Origin of the sequence: Mucilaginibacter lappiensis (assembly GCF_900155965.1) — a bacterium.
GTDB lineage: Bacteria > Bacteroidota > Bacteroidia > Sphingobacteriales > Sphingobacteriaceae > Mucilaginibacter > Mucilaginibacter lappiensis.
Genome location: NZ_FTMG01000008.1, coordinates 109,205 through 125,842, shown reverse-complemented (window position 1 = coordinate 125,842; position 16,638 = coordinate 109,205). Strand labels below are relative to the sequence as shown.

Here is a 16,638-nt window from a genome sequence, read left to right as displayed (position 1 = left end):
ATCAACAGGATCATTGCATTATAGTAATGTGTTTATCTTCTATTTTAAAATTAACCCCTTCATATTTAAGCATCCCCAAAAGTTCAGAGGCTTTTACATTGCGGGATATACGCCCGGTAAATTCCCTGACCGGGATCTTACCTTCATAACTTACTTCTACATCATACCAGCGGGCCGCCTGTCTCATGATCGACTGGATGCTGGCGTCGGTAAACTGAAACAGTCCGTCTTTCCATGCAACCGATTCATCGGCATCGGCATCATTAACCACCCGGATCTCGCCATTCTGATTTAAAGATGCCTGTTGGCCCGGTTTTAAAATACTGGTATAGTTGTTATTGCTTATTTTAACAGATCCTTCAAGAAGCGTAGTTTTCATTACGGCCTCATCATTATAGGCCATAGTATTAAAATGGGTCCCCAACACTTCAATAACAGTATGGTTAGTTTTCACCCTGAAAGGCATAGCCGCGTTTTTGGCCACTTCAAAATAAGCTTCGCCGGTAATTTCAACCTCCCTGGTTTTACCGGTAAATTCAGCAGGAAAACTCAATGACGATGCTGAGTTTAACCAAACTTTGCTCCCATCGTTCAATACTAATTGATATTGGCCGCCTCTTGGCGTAGCAATGGTATTCATAGGTATCGCCCCGGTAGCAGCCCCATCTTTGCCACCTTCATAAACTAACTGCCCATCATGGGTTTTATTAATTTGGGTATTCCCTTCTTTTGCTAAAACACCGTTTTGGGCATTATCAAGATAAATCGTTTTACCATTTGCAAGCGTTAATAGCGCCCTGTTGCCCCCTGGCATCACATCATGCTTGGGCTGCATTTTGGTTATGTTTTTTTTTGTATCTAGCTGTCTTTTTTTGTTGATCAGCACATAGGCGCCAAAACCTAAAAAGATCATCAGCGCAGCAGCAGTACCCAATCGCTGCCATAGTCTGTAATTATCAGGAGGCTTAATGATATGAATATTGTCCTGGTTTCCGTTTTTCAGGATATTGTTTAACATATCCATGCTTTTTGAAGGGTCAAAAAGCGGTTCATTTACTTCAAGATCATTCCACGCCTGCTGAATAAGCGCAGTAAGTTCAACATCATTGGTTGAGGCATTAATAATTTGAAACAGCTCATCCCGCTCCTGTTCTGTAGCGGTTTGGTTATAATAACTGTTAAAAAGATAACGTAATCTGGCATTCAATGCACTCATACCGTGTAGTTGTTTATCATAGTAAATAATTGGCGAATGATGGTTTTTAGGAAACCTCACATGCATGACAACAACAAGGGTAAAAAAGGGGGTATTAGTTTTTAAAAAAAATGAAAAAACTTTTTAAAGCGATTAACAAGAGTGCTATAACTTCCAGATGCTCATGCACATACTCTGTTATAGACAGGGTAGCTATCTGCAAATATTTTTTTACAGTCTCGCGAGATAGCTCCATTTGGTCGGCTATTTCAGCGTATTTCAAGCGGCCGTGCCTGCTTAATAAATACACTTTTTGCTGCTGCGGGGGTAATTGATCAATGGCTTCATCCAATAAATTATAGTACATATTTGTACCCGCTATTTCAGCATGAAGGTTGCCGGTGCCAGCTTCTTCCAGTTGTTTAATCACTGCACGTTCCTTAGCCAGTTTTTTTAAGCAATTTAAAGCGTGGTTTTTAGATATTACAAACAGGTAAGCCTTAAAATTATCAACGCGTACCAATGATTCGCGGGTGAACCATATTTTCAAAAAAACATCCTGTACTACTTCTTCGGCCAGTTCAATGGAGTTTGTTATACGCAGCATATGCACACCCAACTGCTGATGGTGCATCGTAAACAACTGGCGAAAGGCATGTTCATCACCCGAAGCTACCTGCATCAACAACTCTCTCTCATCAGCATGAGCAATTTCAAACATAGTTTAGTGTATAAATATTGGCAAATAATTAAACTTTTATAAAACCTTTAACGCTCTTAACTAAATTAAGTCAAGTGCAATAACAGTACTATAGTGATAAAGTTTATTCTTTTTAGAAAACCTACCCTTCAGGACGATAATCTTTTACTTATTAGCAGGGGTATCTAAACTAATGGTTATTCTTTACTTTCAGATGCTTCGCGGGTTAATTTATTTTCGATTCTTTTATCAGGAATAAACCAAAGAGCGGCAACCACACCGTATAACACAAAGCTAATTACAGGACTTAGCCAGGATAAACCAATTGCCACAGCATAAATAATTACCGAACTTTTTGCCTTCCAATCGCGCCCCAATACATTGGCGATAACTGAATTTTTGCCATTATGCCTGATCAGTGTTTTTTCGAGAATGGTATACGCAAGACCATTCATGGCCAATATAAAACCGTAGCAGGCCACAGGTAATTGGGTAAAATGGTTTTCGCCAACCCAACCGGTTACAAAAGGTATCAGAGACAACCAAAAAAGCAGGTGAAGATTGGCCCATAATACCGCTCCGTTTACCGATTTTACGATATGGAACATGTGGTGATGATTGTTCCAGTATATCCCGACATAAGTAAAACTCAATACATAACTTAACAAAACAGGCATAAGCGGTTTTAACGATGCAAAACTGTCGCCATGAGGTACTTTCATCTCCAGCACCATAATTGTGATGATGATAGCAATAACGCCATCACTAAAAGCCTCTATCCTCGATTTACCAAATGCCATAGATTTTTGATTATCGTTAACTTTAATTTTTCACACCGAATGCCTGGTATCTTTTCATCGCTTCAATAAAATAGTAATCGGCATAGGTTAGGGGCACATTAACCTCGGTGCCTCCGGGCAAATGCCCTACGCTATGCTCCAATATAAAACCTCCATTTGTTCTGGCAGGGGCTTTATAAGCCGGTGAGGACAGTGTTTTTAATATAGTTTCGGCTGTTGTAAAATACTCCTGCCCTTTATTGTTATCCGCATAACGGCAAAGCTCCAGCAAAGCCGAGGCCGCTATGGCCGCGGCCGATGCATCTTTAAGCGCATTGGGGATATTGTTAGCATTATAATCCCAGTAAGGTATCTTATCAGCAGGCAGATTGGGATTCGTTAGTATAAACCGGGCAATGTTTTGCGCCTGTTCCAGATATTTTTTGTCTTTGGTTTCACGGTACATTACGGTATAACCATATAAACCCCATGCTTGCCCCCTGGCCCATGCCGATTCATTGGCAAAACCCTGCGCTGTTTTTTTTTCTTTAACAGCACCTGTTTGCGCATCGTAATTGATCACATGGTACGAGCTATAATCGGGTCTGAAATGGTTTTTCATGGTGGTATTGGCATGGGTAACCGCTATTTTGTAGTAGCTGGAATCGCCAGTTTCGTGAGTGGCCCAAAACAGTAGTTCCAGGTTCATCATATTATCAATGATTACCAAATAATCAGAAGGATTTTTAGAGTCCCATGATTTGATGCAGCCTACTGTTGGATTAAACCTGGTTGATAACGATTTAGCACTATTAATTAAAATTTGTTTATACTCCGGGTTAGGCTCAATCCTGTTAGCATTACCAAAACTGCAATACATCATAAAACCCAAATCATGGGTATGGGTATTGAATTGCTCTTTGGCTAATACGCCTAATATGCGGTTAGCTTCGGTTAATAACTGCTGATCATGATCCTGTTCATAAAGGTACAATAAACTACCGGGGTAAAAACCACTGCACCACCAGTCTGAGTTACTGTTTTCTTGTTTTTTAGTATCGGGATGATATGTTTTAGGAAATTCCTGCGGACCTATCTGCTGAGCCAGAAATTTATACTGATTATCCGCATCCTTTATGTTTTTTTTGATGGTTGATAACAATTCCTTCTGTGGCTTAAACGTATTTTGCGCAAATAGATTTAAGCTGAATACAGAAAGTAAAAACGCACAAAAAACAACAGGTAGAATTCTGGACTTCATAAAAGGTATTTATAAATTTTGGCTGAGGGTAAAAATGCAAATTTTGATTGGAATTGCAAGCAATATATTCCACTTCGGGTAAACCAATGCTATAACCCGCTTTTTTGTACAGTAATCATTATCTTGACCCACCATTTGCTAACCCGAACTATTATGGGCATTATTTATAAAGACATACTCCCAGCCGAGCTGCACCGGATTGCCGAAATTGACCGGGCCGAGGAAATAATGGAAAGCTATTACCTGCAAAATGGTCAATTACTTTTAAAACCAGATCCACAAACAGTTACCCATTTTGACCAACGGGAACTTGATGAGATCATCCAACGGCAGCATAAACTAATCAAAACAGGCGGACGGGTTATCGGAGCCTTTGACGAGAATACACTGGTTGGCGTTGCCTCCATAGACCGCATTAAAAGAGGCACGCGTCTTAACTACCTTAAAATGGACATCCTGTATGTTAGCAAAAGCATACGAGGGCAAAAAGTAGGGCAAAACTTATTGGAGCAATGTAAAACCATTGCAAAAACCTTTGAGTCCGAAAAGCTGTATATATCTGCCACCCCAACCAAAGGCACAGTTGATTTTTATTTAAAGAACGGCGCAGTTATTACCACAGAGATCGATCCTGAATTGTTTGCCCTTGAACCAGATGATATTCATTTGGAATTGGGGGTGAATTGATTTAAGTTGTCCTTTCCGCTACAACGCAAAACAAACATACTCATCGCCCGATTTACTGCCTATTTTGCCGCCGCCGCAGGCTATTACTACATATTGTTTCCCATCGATAGAGTAAGTAGCAGGCGTGGCATAACCGGCCGCGGGTAATTGGGCTTCCCATAATACCTTGCCTGTTCTTTTATCAAAGGCGCGGATTTTTTCGTCCTTGGTAGCAGCTATAAATACCAGGCCGCCTTTGGTTACCAGCGGACCTCCATAGTTTTCGGTACCGGTAATGGGGATACCTTTTTTGGTGAGTTCGGCGTACTCGCCCAATGGTACTTTCCATAGTAGTTTTCCGGAGTTCAGGTCGACAGCATTGAGCGTGCCCCAGGGTGGTTTTATACCGGGGTAGCCATCCTTATCCAGAAAGCGATTGTAGCCTGTCATAGTATAAGGTACCTCGTCAACTACTTTTTTCTCTGTTTTGGTGCTGGCTGTACGGTTGGCAGTGGGCTCTTTGGCTACTGCTTTGTTTGTCTTGGCATCAGGTAGTTTCAGCAAAAATGCCAGCAGGGCTTTTTTATCGGTCGGAGCTATTTGTTTAAAGGATGGCATCATATTGCGCCCATTGGCGATGATCTGGCTGATCTGCTCTTCTTTATACTTTTTGCCGATGTTCACCAATGACGGATACGAGGAACCATTGCCCTTTAACTCAGGCCCGTGGCAGCCGATGCAGTTTTTATTGTAGATCACCTGCCCCATGCCTTTTAAGGACTGATCATTCCCGCCTTTGGGTACATCGATCATGACCTGAGCCCAGGGCATTTCGGAGCAATTGATATATATGATCTTTGACTCGGCATCAACCGCCGCCCCCCCCCACTCACCACCACCATCAAAACCCGGGAATATCCAGCCACCTTGTTTACTGGGCGGGGTAAACATCAGCCGGTTTTTAACCTGTTTATATTTTTGCAGCATATCCTGATGTGTTTCGGGCGAAATATCGGTCACGTCCTCCGGATTAAAAGTTTGCCTTGTAAAAGGTTCGGGTAAAGTTGGAATAGGCTGTGTAGGCCAGGGCTGCTCTCCCGGCAGCGCCATGGTGGGCACTGGCTTTTCTTCTATCGGGAATATGGGTTTACCATTAGTTCTGTCGAACATAAAGATATAACCATGCTTGGTGATCTGCGCCACGGCATCTATTTGTTTGCCATCATGGGTAATAGTCACCAGGTTAGGGTTAGCAGGCAGGTCACGATCCCACAGGTCATGGTGTACCACCTGGAAATGCCATTTGAGCTTCCCTGTAGCCGCATCCAGCGCCAGCAGGGAATTACCGAACAGGTTTTGCCCTTTGCGGAAACCTCCATAAAAATCGCCGCCGATAGAACCGGTTGGTATGTATACCATACCACGTTTTTCATCCAGCGACATGCCGGCCCAACTGTTGGCCCCGCCAAACTTTCTCCAGGCAACGGTATCCTGCCAGGTTTCGTACGCCTTTTCGCCGGGATGCGGTATGGTATGGAATATCCAGCGCATTTTACCAGTGCGGGCATCGTAAGCCCGGATATGCCCAGGCGCAGCATCCGCAGATTCGGCCACACGCGTGCCTACAATAAACAGGTCATGATATACCACACCCGGTGTAGTGCCTGCTACAAATGACTTGGTTTCACGCCCCAAATCCTTGGTGAGGTCGATATATCCGCCCAGTCCGAATGTTTTTACGGGTGTACCTGCTTCGGCATCAATGGCATAAGTTTTAGAGCCCACGCTATAAAAAATACGCTTTTCGCCGCCTTGCGTATTTTGCCAGTAGATCACTCCCCTGCTCACCTTGTAATAAGCCATGGGATCGTTTTTACCTGCTGTATCCACACTAGCTGGGTCAAATATCCAGCGTTGGGCCCCCGTAGCAGCATCCAAGGCAAATAGTTTTAATTTCGGACTTGTACCATATAGCACACCATCAACTACAATAGGGTTACACTGGTTCTGACTGCGATTGGCGGTATCCTTATCTTTGGTGCTGAATGTCCAGGCTACTTTTAGCTCTTTTACATTGCTTAAATTGATCTCGTCATTGGATGAATAGCGGTTTCCCTCCTTAGTACCTGCATAGGTTTGCCAGCCACTGTAGGCAGTTTGCGGCGCAGTTGGTTTGTTTTTGCAGGAGCAATAGGCCATACCAAGCAGACCTAATAAAGGGATAAGCTTCATTCTCATAACAATGATTTATTTTTTAACCAAACTCGCCGGCGCCACCTCATGGCTCAACAGCTGACCAAACAATTCCCAGCGTTTTTGGGGATCTTTAGCTGTGCCGCCGTTACTTTCAATATAATTTTTCACCAGGTCGAGTCCGTAGTTATAGTTGATCACATAGCTGCGGTATTTTTTGATGAAGCTGAGCGATTTATCCGCGGTTTCATCGTTCATGAGGCAGTATTTGGTGAGATAGGTTCTGGCTTTATCCCGCGACATGGTATTGTTTATCAGTCCCCTGGCAGCTTCGTTACGGGCATAGTTCAGATTACCTTTGATAGCCAAAGCTTTAAAATACAGGTCGACACCGGCGGTATCTAAACCGGCCAGCGGCAGCAGCACACTTTTGGCAAATTTCACCTTTTCATCACCCGGGAAAGCAACCTCGATACCATAGTTGGCGCTCCCCTCCGCAATTAGCGACTGTGGACTAAACAGCGGGTACAGCGAAATCTCCACCCAGCCTTTATCATGGTATAAATTCTTCTCCAACAGCATATTATACACATGGTGACCGGGATAACTTTCATGGCTGCCCACATCAATAGCACGATCAATAAATATCTTGAGATCGGTATTGATCTGTACGGTGCTTTTATAACCGCCTTTGTACCAATTATAGCCACTCCAGGGTTTGTTGGTTACATATTCCAGCGTAAAGGTTTCGCCTGCAGGCAGTTTATAATGCGCCAGAGTGCGTTTACGAGCCTCGGCTATGGCAGCTTTGATCACCGGGTCGAGTTTATCTTTGGGGATAATAAACTTATTGGCCAGTTTCTGGAAACGATCGTTCACGCGGCCTTTGCCGGGTAAAATACTGTCAAGCTGCGCTATCTGGGCTTTGAAATAGTCCTCGGTATAAACCGGGGCGGTTACGCCGAACAGTTCGCGGGATTCTTCATCAAAGGGGCGCTCCTCGCCAGAAAAAATGCGGATCCGGCGACTAAAAGCCAATAGCTGATCAGACATCCAATCAGCCCTCATTTTATTGGAATCTACTGTAGATGAGGATGCTACAGACCTCAGTTCATTCATTAAAATGTTGGCATCAGCCAGCAGGCTATCCTTTGGGAACTCTTTGGCCGCCTGCTGTTTGGGTTTCAGTGAATCGGGGCCATAATAGGCATCCACAAAGTCTGAATCATACTGACCTATGGTGAGACCCAATTTTACGTATTTTATAGCCAGACTGTTGAGCTTTTGATTTTCGCGATCACGGGCAGGGTCGATATTGCACGAGAGTATAAACAATATAGGTGCAAAAAGCAGTAGTTTCTTCATGGTAAGTTTTCGGGGTAAAGTAAATGTCGACCAAGATAATAATTCCATTGTTTATAAAACAAAAAACACCCGATTGGCAAACGCAGAACTTTTTAAAGATTAAATTTTAACACTTTTTTAGTCAAAACAGGGAAAAAACCGATTAAAAAGCATTCATTTTTCACTCAAAACATCGCATTTTAACACTTTTTAACAAATTTTAACATGGTTTTGACAGGCTTAAAAAGTATTAAGTTACTTATTATCAAATAACTAAATAAAAAAAATCAATTTTAAGGCTTGTATTTCCCTTAACAAAACAGCCCGGTCCTCTTAATCAAAGAGAACCGGGCTGTGGTTTGTATAAATATACGAAAAATTGTTGGAATACCTGGTGACAGCCTCACCCAACCCTCTCCTTTGGAGAGGGCTTTAAAATACTTCTGTTTGAAGTCTCCCTTTGAGAGATATTATTACATGAGGGTTTCGCCGTTTAGAGGGGGTTCTACGCCCAGTTAAAATCTACTATTTTCCCATTCAGTTTCCATTTTTGGGGTTGCATGTTGTCCATCCAGTCCAGGGGTTCGCCAATGGGTTGTGGTTTGGCGGCTCGGGCGAAGGCTTGTTTCACGGCGGCCTTTTGCTCGGTGCCCAGGGCTTCGGGCTGGGCCGATATAAAGAGCGGCGCACCGCTTCCGGCCAGCAACTCCAGCCATTGTTTGTTGCGGCTCCAGGCAATATCTGTGGTCAAACCCACGCAATCGCCGTCGACAGCATAAAATTTATCGTGTTGCGGTAGGCGGAAGGCCAATGTATTTACACCCATTTTACGGGTACGCTCCCATTCGTGACCGCTCGTGTCGTCGCCAATGCGGCACATTTCAAATACCCCTGCCGATAAATGGCTCATGGTATTACAGCCAATAACATAAATGCCATCGCCTGCGGCCTCACGGATGGCTCTATACAGATCGTTGATGATTTCGGCGGTGGTTTTACTGCGGTCGTTAAAGTTCCAGCCGGGTGCAGTGATGCTGTCTTTCATGCTGGCGCCCCATCTGCCGGTAATATCATAGGTACTAAAATCATGCTTCACCATGTCGTACCCCCATTGCTTGTATACATCAAAATTATGTTTAATGCGGACGATGTTCTCGGGGATGGTAGGATCAAGCACCGGGTTTTTCGGATCGTCCCTGCCAGGGATTTTTGGCGCCAGCAAACTAGCCTTTTCATCATGACGGGCACAAAGCGGGCGCATCCACAAACCGGGGCGCATACCCAGCTGCTTGATCTCGTTGGCCAGCAGATGCATATCCTTGAACTTATCGTTGGGTTTGGAGAAATCATCGTTCCAGCCGCCATCACCCGGTAACAAAGGTGAATAAGTAGCCCAACCCGCATCCACTACCGAAAAGGGACGATTATCCGTATCGGTCACCAATTCGGCCATCATCGCTGTTGTTTTCCTGATCAGATCGAACGAGTTGTTACCGTAGGCAAAATACCAGTCGTTAATGCCGTAAGCGGGCTGTTTAGGCAGACGCGGATTAGGGCACATCATACCACAAAACCTACGGGTGGTATAAAAAGCGTTCTCACCCGGTTTGCCGTTAGTGGTGATGATATCGGCGGCGTGCAATTGGCGTGTACCCAGCAATACTCCGTTACCGCCAGAATGTGTATCTAAAGTAAGCTCGAGGCTGTCATTGGTTAATCCCCACCAGCAAATACTTTTACAACCGGTTTTTACACCGAAGCAGGCAGTTTGTTTATCGTCATGAATGATCACATACCATGGATTTTTAACATGATCGGTCTGGGTTTTCCATTGCAGGTCGCCGTAGGAACGTTCCCAATGATCACCCAGGAATTTGGAATTGGGCGACAAATGATGCTTCCATTTCAAGCGCACGGCATTGAGTTGCTGTGTTGGCGAAGTAACAAATACGCCTTTGAAATGGCCACTGGTTTTAAAACTAACGGTAATATCTTTATAGGTAAACAAAGTACCGCTGGTATCCTTCAGCTTAAACCATTCGTCGCCGGATTGTGCCCAAACTTCGTCGGGAACGTTGATGGCGGTGGTTTGGGTTGATGTAGCATGCGTGATCCTGCTAAAGAGCACAGCAGCCGTGGCAGTCGAAGAAAGTTTTAAAAAGTGTCGCCTTTGCATAGTTGTAAATTGGTATTACAACATTACTAAAAGGATTCAGCTAATAAAAATATTTGGAGAGAAAAATCCGACACCCGGTCTGTGCTTCGCTCTCTCCGCCTACGGCACAAAATCCTCACATAACATCATATCTTAATGCTTAATTTCCCTCACCCAACCTGTCCATTATCATCAAAAATGTCCGGAATCGATCACTTTTTGAAATTTTAAATTTATAAATAATTAACAATCAATATTTTAACATTGGTATAGCTCTTGCAAATCCCTATCCAAAAAAGTATAACAATGGATAAGGAAATAGCCCTTGAAGTAACCACGCAAAAACGCCGGAAAACCACGCTGATCGTATTGATCGTTATTAGTGGTTTGGGACTGGCTGTATGGATACTGAGGGGATTTATCAAGTCGTCAATAAACCGATCACAAATTACGACCTCTTCAGTTGTGGTGGGCAATATAGAAAACACCATCAATGCCACAGGCGAGGTTTTGCCCGAGTTTGAGGAGATCATCACCAGCCCTATTAATGCATCCATCAAAAATGCCCTGATGGATGCCGGTAATAAAGTGAATGTAGGGCAATCCATCATCACCCTTGATAAAACCGCTACACAAACCGAATACGACAAGCTTAACTTTCAACTGGAGTCAAAACGCAACGAGATCAGCAAGCTCAAACTTGATCTGAACAAAAGTTTTTATGATATCCAATCGAACAACGATATCAAGCAGCTCCACATCAGCAACCTGGCCGATGCGGTTGAAAATGCCAAGCGCCTGTACAAAGCAGGCGGCGGTACCCGCGAAAATATTGAGCAGGCCGAGCTTAACCTGAAAGTAGCCCAGCTGGAGAAAAAACAACTGGAAAACGAAATTAAAAACAAGCAGCAAACCATGCAGATAGAGATCAAAGAAGCAGAGATTGCGGCCGCCATACAGCAAAGTGATCTGAACGCCCTGCAACGCAAGCTGCAACTGGCCAACATAGTGGCTACCCGTAAGGGGGTTATTACCTATGTAAATAAAAACATAGGCGCCAACATACATGAGGGCGAAACGCTGGCCCGCATTGCCGATCTGGGAAGCTTTAAGGTACAGGGCAGTATATCCGATAATTCGGTTGATCAGCTGCATGCAGGTATCCCGGTGATCATCAGGTTTAACGATAACCAATTGCGCGGGCAGGTTACTAATGTATCGCCATCTATCCAAAACAGTATTATTTCTTTTGATATTCAACTGGATGATCGCTCCAGCAAGCTGCTACGGCCCAATATGAAAGTAGATGTTTTTCTGGTGACAGCAACGCACAGCAAAGTAATGCAGGTGGCTAATGGGCCGGCATTTAAGGGATCATCGGTACAGGATATTTTTGTGATCAACGGCGCAAAGGCCGAACGCAGAACGGTTCATATCGGCCTAACCAATTTTGATTTCGTGGAGATTAAAGATGGTGTAAAACCAGGCGATGTGGTGATTACTTCAGATATGAGCGAGTATAAAAACTCGAAGGAAATAACGATAAATAACTAGGATAAAAAGACAAGTCATAGCAAAGCCCACTCTCCCGATAGCTATCGGGATGAAGAGGGTTGGGTGAGGCTCCTTCGCAATGACGCTTAGAATAACAGAATGAAAATTTTATACATCATCAGTTTGTTGACCATTAGCACAGGGGCATTTGGCCGTAGTAACAGCGATACGCTGCGGCTAACCCTGCAGCAGGTGGTTGAAATGGCCAAGTCAAACTCTATAGCCGCCAAGCAGGCTGCTACCGTACGCGAAACCAAATACTGGGAGTATCGCACCTATAAATCAAACTATCAGCCGCAGCTGGCCCTGAGCGGTATTTTACCTGGTTATCAGAAAACTTTTTCGCAGGTGTTGCAGCCCGATGGTACTATCCAGTTTCAGCCTATACATAATGATAATTCGTCATTGCAGCTTAACTTTAGTCAAAGTATTACGGCTACTGGTGGTACTATTTACGGCACCACGCAATTACAGCGTTTTGATGATTTCGACAGGCATAATGTGTTGTATAACGGCATCCCATATGGTATAGGGTACACGCAGCCGCTGTTTCAGTTCAATAGCTTAAAATGGGACAAAAGAATAGAGCCGCTGAAATATAATGAGAGCAAACAAGCCTATATTGAAGCGCAGGAAAATATAGCTATCACGGTTGAAGGTTTTTTCTTTGATCTGCTACTGGCCCAGGTTAACTTGCACATTGCCGAAACCAACTATACCAACACGCAAAAAATAATGAGCATAGCCAACACCAAGTTTGAACTGGGAAAAGTATCCAAAAACGAGATATTACAGCTGCAACTGGAACTCATCAACGCTAAAAAGGCTGTGGGCACCGCTAAACGTGATATGGAAATTGCCACGCTTAATTTGCGCAGTTATACCGGACAGGAGGATGAAAACAAGATTGTGTTGGTAGTACCAGAAAATATCAGCCAGATGACGGTTACCTCCGATAAAGTTTTGGCCGAAGCCTTTGCTAATCGCTCCGATGCTATCGCGTTTTTGCGCCGTGTTGCCGAAGCCAAACGCGATGTGGCTAAAGCTAAAGGGCAAAACGGCTTAACCGCTACGCTTACTGCCAACCTGGGTTTCTCCAATACATCAACTACCATTCCGGGGGTGTATAAAAACCCACAGAACCAACAGGTATTGCAGGTGCAGCTGGCCATACCGATATTGGATTGGGGACGGCAGAAATCGCGTGCTAAAACGGCACAGGCCAACCAACAGTTTACCGAATATGCGGTGGAGCAGGATAAACAAACTTTTAAGCAACAGATAGTAACCCAGGTTTCTCTTTTTAATGTAATGAAGGAACAATTGGTATATACCGCAGAGGCCGACAGCATAGCATCAGAAAAGTACCAGATTGCCCGCGAGCGCTATGTACTGGGCGACCTGAGCATTACCGACCTGGGTATAGCCTTTAGAGAAAATGACCAGGCCAAGCGCGATTATATTACCTCGCTCCGCGATTTCTGGGGAGCCTATTACCAGTTGCGCTACCTATCATTATATGATTTTGAAACCAACCATAAGATTAGCTACCAGTAAATTTAAGTCAAAATTCAAAAGCTAAAAGTCAAAAAATAAAGCAATCAATAACCAAATCACTAATTCACTAACTCAATAATCCACTAATTAAAAAGATATGATCCGTTTACAAAACATTGAAAAAGTGTACCGCACAGACACTATAGAAACACTGGCCCTCAACAGCATTAGCCTGGATGTAGCCAAAGGCGAATTTTTATCCATCATGGGTCCTTCGGGCTGCGGCAAAAGCACATTGCTGAATATCATGGGCTTACTGGATACGCCCTCCAAAGGTGATATTAAGATAAGTGATCAAAAGACGGATCATTTATCTGACAAGCAGCTGGCACAGTTCAGAAACCAGAAACTGGGCTTTATTTTCCAGAGTTATCACCTCATTAATGATCTGCAGGTACTGGACAATGTAGAACTGCCCCTGTTGTATCGCAACACTACCGCCAAAGAGCGTAAAATGCTGGCTACGGAAGCGCTGGAGAAAGTAGGGTTATCCAACCGCATTAAACATTTCCCTACGCAGCTATCGGGCGGTCAGCGGCAGCGTGTGGCTATAGCAAGGGCCATTGTTGGCAGGCCAGAAATTATCCTGGCCGACGAGCCCACCGGTAACCTGGACAGCGCTATGGGCAACGAGATCATGGACATCCTCATCAACCTGAACCGTAACGAGGGTACCACCATTATAATGGTAACGCACGATGAAAACATGGCCCACAAAACCCACCGGCTGGTACGCTTATTTGATGGTTCGCAGGTTCAGTAATACATCAGCTTAAAAAATTAATATCATGCTTAAAAATTACTTTAAAATAGCCATAGCGGTATTAAGGCGCAGAAAATTCTTCACCTTTATCAGCCTGTTCGGCATCAGTTTTACACTTACCATACTGCTGGTGCTTACTGCGTTTTTAGATAAGGTTGTTGGCGACAGCTATCCCGACCGTAAACGCGACCGCTCCTTATATGTTACGCACCTTCAGGAATCGGGTAAAGACGGACAAAGCTCCAGTACATTATCCTATTATTTTTTAAATCACTTTGTAGGCAGTTTAAAAACACCAGTTAAGTTGGGTATATCATCAGGATATGAAGGCACCAATACCTATGTCAATAATAAAAAGTTAGCTGTAAACTATAAATACACCAATGCCGATTACTGGGAAATTATGGAGTATGATTTTACAGAAGGCAAAGCTTTCAGTAAGCAGCAGATAGATAATGCAGATAAAGTGGCCGTGATATCTGAGGATATGAAAAGGGATTACTTTGGCGATATCCCATCTGTGGTTGGTAAATATATAGAGGCCGATAATGTAAAATACCGGGTAATAGGTGTAGTGAAAAACGTACCTATAACCAGTTACAATTTGTACAGCGACATATATCTGCCCTATACGGTGTCAAAAACAGATTTCACGAAGGGTAAGGGATATCTTGGCGATTTTACTGGAGTAATGCTGGCAAAATCGACTGACGATGTACCACGCATGCGCGATGAATATGATGCCATGATGCGCCGCATACCTATGGAAAGTAAACAATTCAACAAAATGTACAGCCACGCCCAGTCGTATATCAGGAGTTATGTGGAGACCGGTAACGAGAGTTCATCTGGTGTAACCATTGTGTTCACCGCCATAGTCATATTTGTTTTATTGGTAACTGTGCTGCCCACGCTTAACCTGGTGAATATCAACATTACCCGCATTATGGAGCGCTCCTCCGAAATTGGGGTACGCAAAGCCTTCGGGGCTTCATCCGGCACCCTGGTTTACCAATTTTTGGTGGAGAATATTATACTCACCTTCCTGGGAGGACTTATCGGTGTGGTGTTGTCATTTATCGCTATCCAGGTGTTAAATAGCTTCCGTTTGATCCCCAATCTGGTATTGTCTATCAATTTTACGGTGCTGGGTATCGGTTTGTTGGTATGTTTTTTCTTTGGCCTGCTATCGGGAGTTTACCCGGCCTGGCGCATGTCAAAGCTCAATGTGGTAACTGCTTTAAAGGCGCAATAAATATTATCAAATCATTTAAATCAAGATATTATGTTTAAGCATTTATTTAAACTGATCTGGAACAAAAAGAAACAGAACTTTTTGCTCATGTCCGAGATGTTGTTCTCGTTCCTGGTGTTGTTTGCCGTATTTACACTGCTGGTGTACTATTACGATAACTATAAAAAACCGATGGGTTTTGAGTATCAGAATGTATGGGTAATAAGCTACAACAACGCTTACCAAACAAAGAGCACCGACTCGCTCAACACCTATTATGAAATTTTACGCCAGAATATTAAGGCTATGCCCGAAGTGAGGGAACTCAGCTTTTGTAGCTTTAATACCCCTTTTACCAATAATATGTCGCAAGGCCGTATCTCTTATCATAAAAAACCGCTCGACCATGTAAACTTTTATACGGCTGATGAAAGCTTCCCGGCCACTATGAACATGCAGATATTGGAAGGGCGCTGGTTTAATAAAACGGATGTAGCCACCAAAAACAAACCTATTGTGATCAACAGCGATATTAAAGAACAACTGTTTGGCAAAGGTGCTGCGGTAGGTCAGTTAATTAGCAATTATGATGAAAAAGAAAAGATGAGGGTGATTGGTGTAGTACAAAGTATTAAAATGAAAGGCGATTATGCAGCTACTGGCTATGGGCTCTATCAAAAGACCGACACTGGTTCGTTACGCTGGATGGGTAAAATCATGGTACAGGTTGTACCGGGTGCCAGCGCAGCCTTTGAAGGGCATTTATATAAAACACTGGCCAATTACATGAAAAACTCCAATGTAGAGATAGAACATTTGACCAATAAGCGCACAAGCATCAATTACTTTACGCTGGTACCCATGATTGTACTGAGTATTGTAGGCGGCTTTTTAGCCATTAACGTTGCGCTTGGTTTATTCGGCGTGCTTTGGTATAATATCAATCAGCGCCGGGGTGAAATAGGTTTGCGCCGGGCGGTTGGCGCCAGTGGCGGGGCCGTATCATCACAGCTTATTTATGAATCTATGATACTGGCTACTTTGTCATTAATTGTGGGGTCGTTTTTTGCCGTGCAATTTCCCCTGCTCAATGTTTTTGATTTGTCGGCAGGTATTTATATTTCGGCCATGTTACTGGCTATCACATTCATTTACGCACTGGTATTCCTTTGTTCATTATATCCGGGCAGACAGGCTGCGGCAATTTATCCGGCAGTAGCCTTACATGAAGAATAAA

Annotated in this window: 13 protein-coding genes; 6 read left to right on the top strand and 7 right to left on the bottom strand. The window is 43.7% G+C overall.

Going from position 1 to position 16,638, the window contains the following annotated elements:
* Positions 1-10 precede the first annotated feature (10 nt).
* The 4 genes from BW976_RS16250 to BW976_RS16235 form a co-directional block, all read right to left on the bottom strand.
* A complete protein-coding gene (locus BW976_RS16250) occupies positions 11-1,282 on the bottom strand; it encodes a FecR family protein (RefSeq protein ID WP_084192218.1) in 1,272 nt (423 codons plus the stop codon).
* A 28-nt stretch (positions 1,283-1,310) separates the two neighbouring features.
* Positions 1,311-1,916 carry an RNA polymerase sigma factor gene (locus tag BW976_RS16245; RefSeq protein WP_076374375.1) on the bottom strand — a complete coding sequence of 202 codons (606 nt, stop codon included), beginning with the start codon at positions 1,914-1,916 and terminating at the stop codon, positions 1,311-1,313.
* 176 nt (positions 1,917-2,092) lie between these two features.
* Entirely contained in the window at positions 2,093-2,695 is a 603-nt protein-coding gene (locus tag BW976_RS16240; protein ID WP_076374374.1) for a TMEM175 family protein, read from the bottom strand.
* Positions 2,696-2,717: 22 nt separating this feature from the next.
* Positions 2,718-3,935, bottom strand: coding sequence for a glycoside hydrolase family 88 protein (locus tag BW976_RS16235; protein WP_076374373.1), 1,218 nt, complete (start codon positions 3,933-3,935; stop codon positions 2,718-2,720).
* Positions 3,936-4,088: 153 nt separating this feature from the next.
* Between BW976_RS16235 and BW976_RS16230 the strand changes: the two genes are divergently transcribed.
* A complete protein-coding gene (locus tag BW976_RS16230) occupies positions 4,089-4,622 on the top strand; it encodes a GNAT family N-acetyltransferase (RefSeq protein WP_076374372.1) in 534 nt (177 codons plus the stop codon).
* A gap of 18 nt (positions 4,623-4,640) precedes the next feature.
* On the opposite strand, the gene BW976_RS16225 is transcribed toward BW976_RS16230, so the two are convergent.
* The 3 genes from BW976_RS16225 to BW976_RS16215 form a co-directional block, all read right to left on the bottom strand.
* On the bottom strand, positions 4,641-6,839 hold the full coding sequence (locus tag BW976_RS16225; RefSeq protein ID WP_245834718.1) for an outer membrane protein assembly factor BamB family protein: 2,199 nt from the start codon (positions 6,837-6,839) through the stop codon (positions 4,641-4,643).
* A gap of 9 nt (positions 6,840-6,848) precedes the next feature.
* Positions 6,849-8,159: a hypothetical protein gene (locus BW976_RS16220; protein WP_076374370.1), complete on the bottom strand. Its 1,311-nt coding sequence runs from the start codon at positions 8,157-8,159 to the stop codon at positions 6,849-6,851.
* Positions 8,160-8,643: 484 nt separating this feature from the next.
* Positions 8,644-10,314 carry an alpha-amylase family protein gene (locus tag BW976_RS16215; protein ID WP_084192217.1) on the bottom strand — a complete coding sequence of 557 codons (1,671 nt, stop codon included), beginning with the start codon at positions 10,312-10,314 and terminating at the stop codon, positions 8,644-8,646.
* A 285-nt stretch (positions 10,315-10,599) separates the two neighbouring features.
* On the opposite strand from BW976_RS16215, the gene BW976_RS16210 reads away from it, so the two are divergent.
* The 5 genes from BW976_RS16210 to BW976_RS16190 all read left to right on the top strand — a co-directional run bounded on the left by BW976_RS16210 (position 10,600) and on the right by BW976_RS16190 (position 16,637).
* Entirely contained in the window at positions 10,600-11,847 is a 1,248-nt protein-coding gene (locus BW976_RS16210; RefSeq protein WP_076374369.1) for an efflux RND transporter periplasmic adaptor subunit, read from the top strand.
* Between the two features lie 99 nt (positions 11,848-11,946).
* Positions 11,947-13,404, top strand: a complete 1,458-nt coding sequence (locus BW976_RS16205; RefSeq protein ID WP_076374368.1) for a TolC family protein — start codon at positions 11,947-11,949, stop codon at positions 13,402-13,404.
* Positions 13,405-13,501: 97 nt separating this feature from the next.
* On the top strand, positions 13,502-14,167 hold the full coding sequence (locus BW976_RS16200; RefSeq protein WP_076374367.1) for an ABC transporter ATP-binding protein: 666 nt from the start codon (positions 13,502-13,504) through the stop codon (positions 14,165-14,167).
* 25 nt (positions 14,168-14,192) lie between these two features.
* Complete coding sequence (locus BW976_RS16195; RefSeq protein ID WP_076374366.1) at positions 14,193-15,422, top strand: ABC transporter permease; 1,230 nt, start codon at positions 14,193-14,195, stop codon at positions 15,420-15,422.
* A gap of 30 nt (positions 15,423-15,452) precedes the next feature.
* Positions 15,453-16,637 carry an ABC transporter permease gene (locus BW976_RS16190; protein ID WP_076374365.1) on the top strand — a complete coding sequence of 395 codons (1,185 nt, stop codon included), beginning with the start codon at positions 15,453-15,455 and terminating at the stop codon, positions 16,635-16,637.
* Position 16,638 lies beyond the last annotated feature (1 nt).

What these genes read in the sequence shown, in the direction of transcription:
- BW976_RS16250 (WP_084192218.1), bottom strand. Translation starts at nt 1,282, where the DNA reads ATGCATGTGAGGTTTCCTAAAAACCATCATTCGCCAATTATTTACTAT.
- BW976_RS16245 (WP_076374375.1), bottom strand. Translation starts at nt 1,916, where the DNA reads ATGTTTGAAATTGCTCATGCTGATGAGAGAGAGTTGTTGATGCAGGTA.
- BW976_RS16240 (WP_076374374.1), bottom strand. Translation starts at nt 2,695, where the DNA reads ATGGCATTTGGTAAATCGAGGATAGAGGCTTTTAGTGATGGCGTTATT.
- BW976_RS16235 (WP_076374373.1), bottom strand. Translation starts at nt 3,935, where the DNA reads ATGAAGTCCAGAATTCTACCTGTTGTTTTTTGTGCGTTTTTACTTTCT.
- BW976_RS16230 (WP_076374372.1), top strand. Translation starts at nt 4,089, where the DNA reads ATGGGCATTATTTATAAAGACATACTCCCAGCCGAGCTGCACCGGATT.
- BW976_RS16225 (WP_245834718.1), bottom strand. Translation starts at nt 6,839, where the DNA reads ATGAGAATGAAGCTTATCCCTTTATTAGGTCTGCTTGGTATGGCCTAT.
- BW976_RS16220 (WP_076374370.1), bottom strand. Translation starts at nt 8,159, where the DNA reads ATGAAGAAACTACTGCTTTTTGCACCTATATTGTTTATACTCTCGTGC.
- BW976_RS16215 (WP_084192217.1), bottom strand. Translation starts at nt 10,314, where the DNA reads ATGCAAAGGCGACACTTTTTAAAACTTTCTTCGACTGCCACGGCTGCT.
- BW976_RS16210 (WP_076374369.1), top strand. Translation starts at nt 10,600, where the DNA reads ATGGATAAGGAAATAGCCCTTGAAGTAACCACGCAAAAACGCCGGAAA.
- BW976_RS16205 (WP_076374368.1), top strand. Translation starts at nt 11,947, where the DNA reads ATGAAAATTTTATACATCATCAGTTTGTTGACCATTAGCACAGGGGCA.
- BW976_RS16200 (WP_076374367.1), top strand. Translation starts at nt 13,502, where the DNA reads ATGATCCGTTTACAAAACATTGAAAAAGTGTACCGCACAGACACTATA.
- BW976_RS16195 (WP_076374366.1), top strand. Translation starts at nt 14,193, where the DNA reads ATGCTTAAAAATTACTTTAAAATAGCCATAGCGGTATTAAGGCGCAGA.
- BW976_RS16190 (WP_076374365.1), top strand. Translation starts at nt 15,453, where the DNA reads ATGTTTAAGCATTTATTTAAACTGATCTGGAACAAAAAGAAACAGAAC.